Origin of the sequence: Myxococcus llanfairpwllgwyngyllgogerychwyrndrobwllllantysiliogogogochensis (assembly GCF_006636215.1) — a bacterium.
In the GTDB taxonomy this organism is placed as follows: Bacteria; Myxococcota; Myxococcia; order Myxococcales; family Myxococcaceae; genus Myxococcus; species Myxococcus llanfairpwllgwyngyllgogerychwyrndrobwllllantysiliogogogochensis.
This window is the reverse complement of the sequence record NZ_VIFM01000090.1, coordinates 1-12,317: the sequence shown is the minus strand read 5'-3', so window position 1 is coordinate 12,317 and position 12,317 is coordinate 1. Positions and strand designations below refer to the sequence as shown.

The following is a 12,317-nucleotide window of genomic DNA, read 5'->3' as shown; positions in this document are numbered from 1 at the left end:
AACGGTGTGTGGGACCGTCGCCGTCTCCAGCTGGCTCGGCGTGCAGGAAGAGTTGCGGAGCAGGGAGTCGAACCCTGGAGGCCAGGCTTATGAGGCCCGGTGAGGCACCAGCCTCTCCCCGCAGAAAGATGTGAAACGTGTGTGCTCCCGGCAGGATTCGAACCTGCGACCGTGCGCTTAGGACGCGCCTGCTCTGAATCCACTGAGCTACGGAAGCGGATGGCACAAATGAAGCGAGTGCCCCTGGCAGGGATTGAACCTGCGACCTCACGGTTCGGAACCGTGCGCTCTCATCCACTGAGCTACAAGGGCATGAAGTGGATCCGCCGGGACTCGAACCCGGAACCCCTCGGGTGCAAACCGAGTGCTCTCCCATTGAGCCACGAACCCATGTGACGACTGCACCGCGTGTTGCGTGAAGTGCCCCCGGTCGGGTTCGAACCGACAACCCCCGGTTTACGAAACCGGTGCTGCTACCAGTTGAGCTACAGGGGCGAAACGAGCAGGCCGCCAGGGAGTTGAACCCCGCGCGCTCGGATTTGGAGTCCAAGCTGCTCCCGGAGCGCGGCCTATGAAGATGAAGCGTGCTGCCAAGTGCCGACCCTCGGAATCGAACCGAGTCCTCCCGCTCTTCAGACGGGCGCGCGGACCACCTACGCCAGGTCGGCAATGATGAAGATGAGGCCAGTACGGGAGTCGAACCCGTCCCAAACGGTTTTGCAGACCGTTGCCACCCCGGGCGGAACTGGCCATTCGTGTGTGTCGCAAAGCTCCCCGAATGAATCTCTGTGCGAACTCGTTCTCTGTTCTTCTCTAGAGAACTCGAACTCTCTGAGCGGCAAAAGGTGAGCGATATTAAGGGGTTCGGGGATGGGCCTGCGGTTGTCCTTCGATTGGGGTCCGATTGGTGCTGCGAACTTCGGCCAGGGAGCCGTGCTTCGACGGCGCCTCTGCAGGGGAGAAGCCCGTGCGCCTGCGTGGCGACGGGCCACGCTCGTGCTGCATGGGGACGCTGGGAGTTGAACCCAGCGGGCCCTGTCGGGCTCGGGCTCTACAGGCCCGCGCGTCTTCCCTAACGCTCTACGTCCCCTGAGGGAGCAGGAGCCCTGAAAGCCGAGAGGCCGGGTCCCCTGGTTGGGAGCCCGGCCTCTGCGTGGCTTGGCGCGCCGATGACGGAGCGCGAGCTTCAGCAGGGTACGGGCGGAGAGCCCCCAAGCCGGTCAAAGTCCGCGGGGGACTTCGAGGCGAAGCTCACAAGGGAGCAGGAGGCGGCACTGAACTGGGGCCAGAGGCTGTTGCGATAGCTGCGCTTCATCGGGTTCGTCCGCACCGTCAACGTCGTCATGGTCGCCGCTCCTTTCGGGGAGACTCTACGGCGGGTGATTTTCGTTCCTGACAATGCACGATCTTTTGGGGGCCTCCCTGAGGCTGCCCGCGTGCCAGCGTCGGGGCTTCCCCCTGTTTCAGAATGGCCGGCCACAGGGGCTTGGTGGAGAGGTTAGACGTAGAACTTGAAATTGCGCAGCGGCTCTTGGCTGCTAGGCACTTCCCGAAGAATTTCTCCGACGAGTTCCGCGAAGGCGAGTGTTACGGGTTTGAGGCCCCCGAATTCTGACGAATTCCAGTTCATCTTTGTGAGGGCAAGGACCTCTCGTAGTAGCTGTAGGGTTGGAGTGTCGCCACCATGGTGGTCGGCAATCTGCAGTGGGGCGGGGACATGGCCATGGGGGAACTCCCCGAGCGCGGATAGATAGCCCGTCGTATATAGGTATTCGATGCGGCCCACCTTGAAGTGGGTGCCGCGTAAGACCGGGTATTTTCCTGTCCGTAAGAGGCGTACGTCGCTCCGAGGACGCACCGCGAGGAAGTCGTAGCGCCGGACACCCGTGAGTCCGTCGGAGAATCCCCGCACTTCGTCCGGAGTGAAGCGGCTTGTTTTATGAATCACGACACGACTGGGAGGCTGCTCCTGTGTCTCCTCCACATACCGCTTCATCACGTGTTCGATGAGGCGGCGCGCCATGTCAGCGTCGAGGTGAGGACTCTTCTCTTTTTGTGTTGGAGCCCAAGGAAACTCCTCGCCACGCAGCACCAATGCGTCACCGCGTCCATTGAATGCTTGGGCGATACTCGCCTGCATCCGATTCTTGGAGCCCAAGGGGCGGAAGAAGCTTATCCCGACGAAGCACGTGTCTGAATCTAGCCCTACGGGAGCCCAGGGGATCGCACCCAGTTTGAAGTACATGGCAGTGAAGAAGTTCCAGGCACACTTGGCTCTATGGTCGACTCCCTTGCCCCCGCGAATTGTTCGTTCTCGCAGGAGTTGTGTGGGGAGCGAGTACTTCATGGCTGAAACCTTGAGGGCCCGGCGGAGATCGCGATGTATCTCACGGCCGTCTTCGTCCTTGTAGTCGGCGGTTCCGCAGCGCTCGACAAGCTCATCAGGCAGAGCCATCACAACGTACTCAGGAGGCCGATCTTGTCGGCTCAACCACGCGAGCTTCTCGTCGAGGAGGGCAAGGCACCCTTCAAAGCGTGCACGGTCTCCTCGTTGTCCCAGAACCGTCTCCCGCTCGCGTCGCGTGAGTTCCGCATTCCAAGTGTCGTCGAAGATGAGGTCGACGAAAAAGCCTGCATCGCGGGTGAATCCAGGGAAGTTGGGGTGCTCTCCCTCCCCATCAACCCCTCGCGCGCATTCCTGCATCCATGTCTGTGCAGCAGCACATGTCTCGGGAGTGCCTACGAGCGCGACTCGAGCCGAGCGTGGATGCTTGCGAGGTTGAGAGAGTGAGAAGGGGCCGAACGTTGTAAGGCCAGCCCGCGGGTCCACGTCCAATCCGCCGCAGAAGCGGAGCAGGGGCTCTTCCAGATGTCCTGCAGTTAGAAGGGGAGGGTTGAGGGCGTCTTTAGTCATCGTTCTCATCCTCGTCGCCTATGAGCGCCTCGTCGTCTTCGGCTGCCTCTATCTCCTCGAGATCTGCGAAGCTGAAGAGGTCATCTGCAGGCGGTTGCGCATTGTCGTAGCGCCCAATGTCGCCGGGGACACCAGGCCAATTCACTGTGGTTGGTAAGAGGGCTGACTCGATAATGACGGCTTGGTTTCCTCCTACCTTAAAAACGATGCGTGGCTTGCCCTCGGAAAGATAGCTGCGCCAGAAATTCGCTTCCTCTAATACGTCTCGGTTGTAGAGCCTGCTCTTTCGGCTCGTGGAGCGTCGGCCCGTTCCTTTGGGCGTGAGCTTCTGGGTTCCGTCGCGGGTAAAGCGGCGACCGGGCCGAAGCGCGAGCACCCATGAGGATGAGTCCACCCGGATGAAGTGCATCCCCACTGCAAGATGCTCCCAATACTTTCGTTTCTCGCCTGTTGCCCGGAGTGTTGGCTGCCACGCGACACTGCGCTGGCTGCGCTGCTGGTTCAGGGGTTGGTAGTCGACAGAACGAGGGCTCCCGTCGGTATTAGGGGGGAAGTGCCACTCGTTCTTAGCGTCCAATGGCAGTTCAAGCCGAAGTCGACCTGCTAGCTTTCGCAACACTGCATTGAGTAGCGCCATGTATCCCCTCTCATCGTCTGGATCGTCCCAAAGTGCTCCTGCAGAGAAACGCCGGCTCGTTCCTGGGAGCACCCAGCGGGCGAAGATGTTGTCCTCCGGTTTGAGGTTTTCAAAGGTCCAGAGACGCTGGCCTCTCAGAATGAACGGAGGAGCACTGTGGCCGTGTACCTCAACAAACTCCTGTTTGAGAGTGGGGCGATCTGCAACAACGTGTTCAGCCTCATAGACAAATTGTGGCAGTTGGAGGACTGCCATAAGCGTAGAAAATACGGTCTCTGTGAGGGTAGGGGCGCTGGGCGCCGCCGCTGCCTCCATGCGAGGATCGCGATAGAGATTGTGGCGCCGTGATTCGTGCTCTCGCTTGTATCGGTGCAGCAGTTGGGTCGTATAGAGGCCAATGTTCTCGTCGATGGTCTTGTGGTGCTCGGGGCATAGTAGAACGAGGTTGTCAAAACAGTCCCTCTCCTCTCGACTCAACGGTGAGTCTCCACGTGGTCCATCGGGACTACTTGCGACGATGTGAGCCATCTCGCCGACAAGCACCGGATTCGTCTCCGTGGTTGCATCAACAATGAGGTCGCGAGGGCATTGCGGAAAGGAACAGTGGGCACCAGCCGCTCCCCAAAGCATCTTTTGATCGCGCTCAGGGATTCCGCCACGCCTGTGCTTTTCCGTCATATCTGACTCTCCTTGCCCCAGCCGTTCACCGCTTCTTCGACAGATACCGTGCCTAGCATGGGGGACCAACATGCAGATGCCCCTCAAGCAGTGCTGGCGAGGTGCTCATGCCTGTGTCCGTGCGGACCTATGTCATTTCGCAAATTCCGCTTGGGGTTGAAATGACCCTGCCCGTCGCGTCACGCGGATCCTGAATAGCATACCTCCACCCACAGGGAGGGTGTGTGGTTCCCGACGCGTGGGAGGGCGCATGCCGCAGGGGCTTCGGAAGCAGAAGGCGCAGTACATCTTCATCTGGTCGGTCATCAAGCTCATCGCGGAGGAACTGGCGGCAAGCGCCTGGGGTCCGAAGGCGGTGGAGTCCGAGCCCAACCTCATTGACGTCGTGATGCTGGGGCTGCTGGGACATCACCAACTCGTCATGCACCAACTGCACTGCTCGGCGTCACGACATGCCGCGGTGGTCGATCTCCCCGCGCTCCCCGACATGCCGCCCGCCCTGCTGCGCCAGCCCGGCTGGTGGAGGTGCGGCACCCTGCCGAGGGCACCCGCCTCTTCGGCGATAGTCTCTCTCTGTCCGGGTACACCCTGGACGGCACCATGTACCGTATCCGCTGCACGAGCCCCGTCTGGGGTGGCTCACTCAGCGGATACGACTTGCCACCTACTGCTGCCAATGGTGTGGCCTGCGCTTCAGCCGCCCCTGCTCCAACAAATCGGCACCTGCCCGCTCTATAACGAGGCCAGCAGTCCAGGGCTCCGCCTGAGCTGCCCTCACGGTCCAGTCGCACAGCAGCGAGAACCGCATAGCTCACCCGTGGAGCAAGGGCCTTCTATCGGGCAATGCATCGCCTGACGAGGAAGGCCCCCGAACGTTCAGACCCTCAGCATCAGGGAAGCCTTGCCTCGGCAGACAGGCCGAGCTGACGATGCCCGCGCGCCTCGCTCACTCGCATTGACGCACTGCCCGATGTGGCTTGGATAACCCATGACGCTGCAACTGAGCTTTAGGGCGGCACAACTGGGACTTCGAACGGAGCGGCCGCCTCATTCGACTATCCATGCGTCGTATCTGCGGTGCTATCGTTGCAATAGCTGAAAGGGCGCATGTCCACGTGGCTACCACATGACCTCTCCGAGCATCCCCCGAGATCCAATCACTGAGGCGCATGCCTCCATTCGAGGGTACGTTCATCAGTTGCTGCGCGCCGTGGAGTTGCTGGCCTCCGACACCCCCGACCTCGTGGTAGCCGTCGAAGCGTTCGAGGACGTGGTGACCGTTGCCGGTGCCTCGGTGGTGGCAATCCAGGTCAAGGATCGGCTCGGCACGTTCTCTCTCACCCAGGAGAAAGCATGTAAGATGCTTGAACGCTGGGCCGTGGGTGCTTCGAGCAACAAGAATTTCCGCTTCGTATTCCTCAGCACCCAGCAGCCGGGAAACCTATACGACTCCAGTTCGGCCTTCGTTCGCTGGGTACAGGGCAAGCAGGATTCCGCTACACGAGAAGAAATCCGGAACTCGCTCGCAGGCTATCTAGCGGGCTTACCCTCCCCTACGTTCCCGTACCTCGCGGGCATCGTCGCTGACGAACTGCAGTTCGAGAGATTCTGGGGCCTCGTCCAGTGGGATCTCGGAACCGAAAGCCTGACCCAGCGGTTTGATCGCTTGGTAACGCACACCGCCTCATCGCAAGGGCTCGACCGCGAACATGCGCGTAACATTGTTTCGGGATGGCTCGGGGAGATGGCGCTCTCTGCGTCCTCGGCCGTGCTTGATGAGCGGGTTTGGACCTACTCACGACTCCGGAATAGCACTCCGAGTTTGCGGGACCGCCAACTGGCGGAGTTTCTGCTCAGGACGGATCGCAGCGAAGAACTCCTAGCTGCCGTCGCGAACATACTCGCCTTGCTGCAACATAGAACGCTCAACAGCAAAGCGTCGCTCAAGCCCCCCGCCAGCGCAAGCTCCACGCGGCTCGACAGTAAGATGAAGCAGATCCTAGACGCACTTTTAAGTGGCAAGCAGCGCGTCGCGCTCAGAGGGCGTCCAGGAGATGGCAAGACCCAGGTGGGTTGTCAGGTCGCTGCCGCTCACCCAGACGGCGCTTACTTCGAACTCCCTCGCTCCACCGGCCGCACTCCTGAAGAGGTCTGGTTGCAGGGCCTTCAGCAGCTGGGTGCGGAGCTCCTCGTCGCGGATGTTACCAAGCTCGAGCTGAAGCCACTGGTCAGCCGCGTGCGTGATGCGCTGGTCGAAAATGGTAGAGGACGTGTTCTCGTACTCGATAACGCGGATGTCGCGCCATCGTTCGATATCCGGGACTTGCTCAGAGCTGGTGCAGGAGGGGCCTGTATTGTGATTGGGCCAGGCGTGAACGACGTCGATGCCACCTTCAGCCTTGAAGCTCCGTCCGCCGAGGAGTTTCTTGAGATCTCGACAGAGGGAGCGCAGCTAGAGCCGAGGAGCCGTGACTTGGTACGTGTCATTGGCGAACTCTCGGATCACAGTGCGCTCATCGCTAGCTGTCTCAGGTGGCTTAATCAGACCTCTGGGTTCGTGCCGGACGATCTGGAGGAGTTCGAACAGACCCTTCGCGCGGGTAATTTCGCGTCGATCGATCAGAAGATCGAAGCCGGCATTCACAAGACCTGGGCATGCCTTTCAGACCTCGACCGCAAGCGGTTGGCCTTCATTATTGCTCTCGGGCAGGTACAAGTGCCCGTCCTGTGGCTGCCCGAGCCACTGCGGGTCGGGTCTCCCCGAAACTGGGTGATGCTTAACGATGCTGGCGTCGCTTCTCGCGCGGGCTTGGGAGGGGAGCGGTTCGTGCGCATTCATCGACTCATCGCGGCGTGGGTAGACGCTCATAGCGATGTCGATGTTGCCTCGGAGGTGCGTGACGCGCTGTTGTCATGGGCTCGACAATCAGACTTGGCGGACGAGTTGAAGAGTCATCCGCTTCGTATTCAGTCCTTTGTGAACGGCTATCGGTACTTGCTGCGAAGGGCGCGTACTTGTGGTGGTCCAAGCGCGGAGGACGCCGCGCTGGTCGAGACATACATTGACTGCCTTTCTCACGTGCCAGATGTGGAGGCCGGGCTTCGACTAATCGTGCCGGACCCGGTCGGAGACGTGGCTCGGCTGCCGCCGGTCGCCCTCGGCCAACTGGTGGACACGGTGGGGCCGATGATCGCAAGCAAGTCGGATTACCTGCGGCTCACCCGGCAGACGGCTGTGGCTGAACTGGCGCGGTCCGTCGAGGCGCACGGAGTGCCCACCGCTGTCGTCACGGATGAAGATGAACAGCAGGTTTCTGCCACGCACCATTACGCGAAGCAGCTTCTAAAGGATCCAAATTCCTCCGAGGAACAGCGAGTGAAAGGGACTGCGCTGTTGCTCGCGATTGATGCGCTCTCCGCAGCGATGATTCAGAAGGGTGATCGTGTTGTTGCTTGGGAGATTCATCGAGCCCAAGCAAGGCTCCAACTGGTAAGGGGCCGAAGCACGCTGGATTCAGCTCGTCGTGCGCAACTCCTTCTTGAGTTGGCGGACCGCTCTTCGGCGGTCCTTCCGACTTACTTGATGGTAGATCTCATCTTGTTGGCACTGAGGTTGGACGACGTTCCAGAGAGCATTATTTCACCCGATAAACGCGTTCACCTGTTGAACTCGGGCCTGAAGCTGTGCCAACACGAATCAAACCCTCATGTCCAGGCGCGATTCCTGCGGGAGGCGGCACAGGCCATTCGCCGCCACGGAGTGGGCTCCTCTCGGGATGTGCTCGACACGTTGCGCTCGTTCATTGGGCGCGTCCGGACGAATGAGGCCGTCTTGCGGGAGACCAGCCCCGATTTGGCCCAGGCGCTCTTCAAATCAGCGGAAAGCTTGACGGACTCGAATGCGTTCGATGCCATTGCCGAAGCACTGGACTTGTTCGCGAGCGCGCGCTCGCATTTTGATGCATATATTGTCACGCGAGCGGCTGCCGTAGCGCGCGAGCTTGGATTTCCGCTCCTCGCGCAACGCCTTATGATGGTGGTAGTGTTGCAAGATGAGAAGGATAAATACTGGAGTACGTTGGAGCTCGCTAAGGCGTATCGATGGGCGGGAGATGCGGCGAAAGGTATAGAGACGCTGGAGGCGCTGCTGGCGGCTCCGAACCTGGGCGCGACCAGGCCGCATCCTCCCCTCGAGCATGCCCGCCGGAGTTGCGCGTTGAGAGATGAGCTAGCGAAAGCCCATTTGGCCCACCATGCCCAGGAGAGTGCACGCGGGCTTCTGGAGGACAATGCGATAAAGTACGCTGAGGTCGGCCTGAAGCAGATGGTGTCGGACTGCCGACAGTGGTTGTCCTGTCTCGACAATCCCCGAGCAAAAGGTGGAGCCTTAGAGGACGAGTGGCGCAAGGACGAACGCCTGAGGCACCTCTCTCTCGAACGACTGCGGGCAACGGAGGAGAGGGCGAATGCGGTTGTCGCGAAGCTACTCAGTCTACCTCGTCGGTGATTCTGCACCGGAAAGCCGGGCAGTGCCTTTTGCGACTTCGTTCCGCCAGTATGCGAGACGGGACACTCTCCCGCGCGCCTCGCTCGCTCGCAGTGACGCGCCCATGAGGCAATGACCGAATAGGGGCTAGGTACAGGCGCGCCACGGAGTGAAATCGGTCTGCTACCTCGCCCAGCGTCTACATCGGCTCTATCCTCTGTCGGAGATCCAGGGGATGTTAGAGTCCGCATAGGAAGGCGAGAATGGACCCAATATCAATCGTCAGGCTATGTTTCGATGGGTTAAAGTTCTGGGTCGAGCATAAGAGACGTCCACAGAGCCCACCTTCTGTGAACGCTTCTTTGGCTCCTGCTTCTCACGAACCCCAATTGTCACCGACTGAAGCGCCTGAAGGAGTTTATCAGCGGGAGCTCGGAGCGCGGCTAAAGCACCTTCGGACTAGCATCTTGAAGTTTTCTCCATGGGAGATGGCGGAGGCGTTGGGATGTGAGCTTGCCAGAGAGGTCGAGCGTTACGAACTTGGTCTTGAAGAGGCCCCAGCGCGATGTCGCATGAGACTCGAAGAAGACCTTTTTGTGAATCGCCGTTATCTGGAGGGGTTTGAGCCTTCCCCGATATTTAAGCGCTTTGCCTTGGTGTACACAGAGCAGGATTGCGACTCGTACCTGGAGCAGGGCTTCCGTCCATACATAATCTGCGCGCCAAGCGGCCTGCAACGAGACGGACATTGCTACGTTGTGTTTCATCGGCGCGAGAAGACGTGGTCTCGAGTGATTGTTTCCGATTCATACGGGAGCTTTGTGTCGAGTGGAGGTGGGAAGGCGAATGTTTTTAATCTTATTCTCCCGATGCGTCGCAGGGGAATGCGCCCATCTGATGCTTGTGTGCTCCGTGCGACGTCGGCGGACTGGGGGGCTCTGGAGGCCGGGTGTTACTATGTGAAAAATGTACTTCCAGTGGGGGATACGTGTTTTGAATTCAAGGATGTTTTCTGGGAATGGTTCGAGGAGCATTAGGATTCGCTCAGAAATTGCTTGTCTGATTTTCGCGTGCTGAGGCCGGTTTTCCGAGGACGAGAACCCCCTGTGTCAGGGAAGTTGTCGCCTCGGCGGGCGCGCCTCGGTCACGCGCCCTGACGCCCTCCTGGATCGGCCTTGACGCACGCAAGCAGCCGTGACCGAGGTTGGCCCTTCGTCCGCCAGATGTAGGGTTCCTCCGCGATGGAACCGCCCCGGAGTAGAGCCCTCCAAGGGGCTCATTTCTTGAGCGAGGCAGCCCCAAACAGCAAAGAACGGGCGTCGCGGTAACCAGCAGGTGGCAAGATGCCTGTTCCAACGGTCGAGTAGACTATACCTGTTAGGTTGCATTTGTCGGTTCGGGCGGGAACTTTCTGCGGAAGGAACTTGCTGTCTTGGGACGGGCGTAGCTGTGCTGCGGCTCCCCATGTCCGACTTCCGCGAAGCCGCTGAATCGATTTCGGAAGCACAATGCGCGAAGCACCCAGGCTCTTCAGTAGCCGGTGCCTGCACCCGTTGCGGCACCTTCGTTTGTGCCTTCTGCGCCTTGTCCTGGTCGGGCCGGTGCTTCGGGTGCCTTCACGCCGCTCCTGAGCTGGCGACGCGCAGGGCCCGGCTCGCGGCAAGTCTCGTCGACGGTGCTGCGCTCCTCTTGCCGCCCCTGCTCCTGGGCGTGCTCCGGGGCCTGGCCATTCCGGAGGAGGAGGCGATGAACGCCCCAGTGGTCTACGCCCCGGCGCTCCTCGTGTTGTTCGTGCAGGTACGCCTGGTTCGGGGCACGGGGGCGAGCCTCGGCAAGAGGCTCCTGGGAATCCGCGTCGTCCGAAGAGATGGCCGTCCGGCGGAGGTGTGGCGCATTGCTCTGCTGAGGAACGCGCTCCCGCTGGCGCTCTGCGGCTACTTCGGCTGGCTCGGCCTCGTGGACGCGCTCTTCATCGTTGGAGAGGAGCGGCGATGCCTCCACGACTGGGTAGCCGGCACTCGCGTCGTGAAGGCACCTCGAGCGCAGCGCTCCTTCGCTGCGCGGCTCGTGACTGGCTGAAGCGTTGGGTTCGGAGTCCCCTCACAGCGAAGGGAGAATGAGAGGCGATGACATGGAGGGAGAGGTGAAGTCCGGGCGTCCCCGCTGGCTGGCTGGGCTCGTGTGCGCGGTGGTGGCGCTGTCGCTGGGGTGTGCCCGGCAGACGTGGAGGCGGGACGACGTCATGACGTGGGAGGGCTGCTGCAAGGGGGCTGATGCGTGCCTTGCGCTCCTGCAGGAAGTCCACGGCCCAGACACCAGGGAGAGACGGCTGCCGCCCGAGCAGGAGTGTGCTGCCTGGAAGCTGGGGCGCGAGGGGGAGGACGTCGTCCCCCGGCTGGTTCCACTTCTCCACCATGCGGACCGTCGCGTCCGCGGCGGTGCGGCACGGGCGCTGGCGGCCATGGAAGAGAAGGCCAGGCGGGCCGTACCTTCGCTCCTCGCTGCGTATGAACGGGAGCCCGGTGGGATGGCCTTGCACGCGCTCTCCTCGCTCGACGACGCGCGAGCAGCGCCAGCCATTGTGCGAAACCTCCTGAAGTCGCCCACGTCGACGTTGGAGCACCTCGGACCGACCTTGGCTCCGGTGCTGCTGGAGGTGCTGGAGAGTCCGGAGTCGAGCTGGGAGGAGCTGGTGCGGGTGCGCTACGTGCTCGCCCGGCGCGCCGTCACGCATTCAGAGACTTTCGTTCCGCGCCTGCGGTCGCTCCTTGCGCGGGAGCTGGCGGAGCCCACGCTCCTGCGCCCACCAGGGACGTCCTGCCAGTCAGCTCCAGCGTCAGGATGCGCGGCAGTTTTCGACGGGTGCACCCCGCGCGCGGCCTACGTGGCGTCGGTGTTGGCGGCCTACGAGCGCCAGGGGGTGGAGGCAGCCCCCGAGGTGCTCCAGGCGCTCCAGCGGGCGGACGTGCGCCTCACGCCGGTGGCGCTGCAGGCGCTGGTGGCCTTCGACAGCCCTGCTGCGGTGCCGGAGGTCCTTCAGCAGCTCGCCGTGCCTGAATGCCGTGCCCGGGCCCTCACGAGCCTTGCGTCCCTGGGGGATGTGGCACGGCCGGCCGCGACGGAGCTGCTGCTGCGCCTGCTGGCCACGGGGGAGGAGGGGTGGGAGCGCGCGCGGGCGGCGGAGACCCTTGGACGCCTGGGCGACCCAGCCGCCCTCGAGGCGCTGCGCCAGGCGGTGTACGAGCCGCACAGCGAAGTCCAGGCGGCGGCAGTCCGGGCGCTGGGCAGCTACGCGTTTCGGGCCCATGTGGAGGAGCTGGAGCCGCTGTTTCAACAGGTGCTGACGACGCATGCGTCCCCCGTGGCGCGGAGCCATGCGAGGTGGGCCCTGCAGGCTCTCTCCGGGGAGGAGGTGCGGCCTGCGTCGCCTTCCGAGCCCCCCAGTGTCCTTCCAGGACGTGGCCCGGATTGGCAGATGTGCCAGGGCCCCACGTCCACCCAGTTGCACTGGGACAAGCCGAGGGCGCCCTCGCGAGAGGGGCCCTGTGCGGATGTACCTGACGCGGACTCAGCGTCCGTCCTCGAGGCCATGGGAGAGGCTT

At 61.9% G+C, this 12,317-nt stretch carries 6 protein-coding genes and 8 tRNA genes; 3 read left to right on the top strand and 11 right to left on the bottom strand.

The window, feature by feature from the left end:
• Positions 1 to 52: 52 nt before the first annotated feature.
• The 11 genes from FJV41_RS52440 to FJV41_RS22305 form a co-directional block, all read right to left on the bottom strand.
• Positions 53 to 123, bottom strand: a tRNA-Met gene (locus FJV41_RS52440).
• 19 nt (positions 124 to 142) lie between these two features.
• Positions 143 to 217: transfer RNA gene (locus FJV41_RS22340), tRNA-Arg, on the bottom strand.
• A 21-nt stretch (positions 218 to 238) separates the two neighbouring features.
• Positions 239 to 312 (bottom strand) — tRNA-Arg (locus tag FJV41_RS22335).
• 6 nt (positions 313 to 318) lie between these two features.
• A tRNA-Ala gene (locus FJV41_RS22330) sits at positions 319 to 390 on the bottom strand.
• A gap of 31 nt (positions 391 to 421) precedes the next feature.
• Positions 422 to 495: transfer RNA gene (locus FJV41_RS22325), tRNA-Thr, on the bottom strand.
• Between the two features lie 100 nt (positions 496 to 595).
• A tRNA-Phe gene (locus FJV41_RS22320) sits at positions 596 to 668 on the bottom strand.
• 13 nt (positions 669 to 681) lie between these two features.
• Positions 682 to 751: transfer RNA gene (locus FJV41_RS52435), tRNA-Cys, on the bottom strand.
• 253 nt (positions 752 to 1,004) lie between these two features.
• Positions 1,005 to 1,090: transfer RNA gene (locus FJV41_RS22315), tRNA-Tyr, on the bottom strand.
• A 96-nt stretch (positions 1,091 to 1,186) separates the two neighbouring features.
• On the bottom strand, positions 1,187 to 1,345 hold the full coding sequence (locus FJV41_RS52430) for a hypothetical protein (RefSeq protein WP_181790842.1): 159 nt from the start codon (positions 1,343 to 1,345) through the stop codon (positions 1,187 to 1,189).
• A 153-nt stretch (positions 1,346 to 1,498) separates the two neighbouring features.
• On the bottom strand, positions 1,499 to 2,914 hold the full coding sequence (locus FJV41_RS22310) for an argonaute/piwi family protein (protein ID WP_141644552.1): 1,416 nt from the start codon (positions 2,912 to 2,914) through the stop codon (positions 1,499 to 1,501).
• Positions 2,907 to 4,229 (bottom strand): hypothetical protein, encoded by a 1,323-nt coding sequence (locus tag FJV41_RS22305; protein ID WP_141644551.1) that lies wholly within the window; start codon positions 4,227 to 4,229, stop codon positions 2,907 to 2,909. The genes FJV41_RS22310 and FJV41_RS22305 overlap by 8 nt, the downstream gene beginning before the upstream one ends.
• Positions 4,230 to 5,427: 1,198 nt before the next feature.
• Here FJV41_RS22305 and FJV41_RS22300 point away from each other — a divergent pair.
• The 3 genes from FJV41_RS22300 to FJV41_RS22290 form a co-directional block, all read left to right on the top strand.
• Positions 5,428 to 8,736, top strand: coding sequence for an ATP-binding protein (locus tag FJV41_RS22300; RefSeq protein WP_181790840.1), 3,309 nt, complete (start codon positions 5,428 to 5,430; stop codon positions 8,734 to 8,736).
• A 1,443-nt stretch (positions 8,737 to 10,179) separates the two neighbouring features.
• A complete protein-coding gene (locus FJV41_RS54625) occupies positions 10,180 to 10,794 on the top strand; it encodes an RDD family protein (RefSeq protein WP_141644549.1) in 615 nt (204 codons plus the stop codon).
• Between the two features lie 52 nt (positions 10,795 to 10,846).
• On the top strand, positions 10,847 to 12,317 hold a 1,471-nt coding region (locus FJV41_RS22290), incomplete at its 3' end, for a HEAT repeat domain-containing protein (protein ID WP_141644574.1).

What these genes read in the sequence shown, in the direction of transcription:
- FJV41_RS22310 (WP_141644552.1), bottom strand. Translation starts at nt 2,914, where the DNA reads ATGACTAAAGACGCCCTCAACCCTCCCCTTCTAACTGCAGGACATCTG.
- FJV41_RS54625 (WP_141644549.1), top strand. Translation starts at nt 10,180, where the DNA reads ATGTCCGACTTCCGCGAAGCCGCTGAATCGATTTCGGAAGCACAATGC.
- FJV41_RS52430 (WP_181790842.1), bottom strand. Translation starts at nt 1,345, where the DNA reads ATGACGACGTTGACGGTGCGGACGAACCCGATGAAGCGCAGCTATCGC.
- FJV41_RS22305 (WP_141644551.1), bottom strand. Translation starts at nt 4,229, where the DNA reads ATGACGGAAAAGCACAGGCGTGGCGGAATCCCTGAGCGCGATCAAAAG.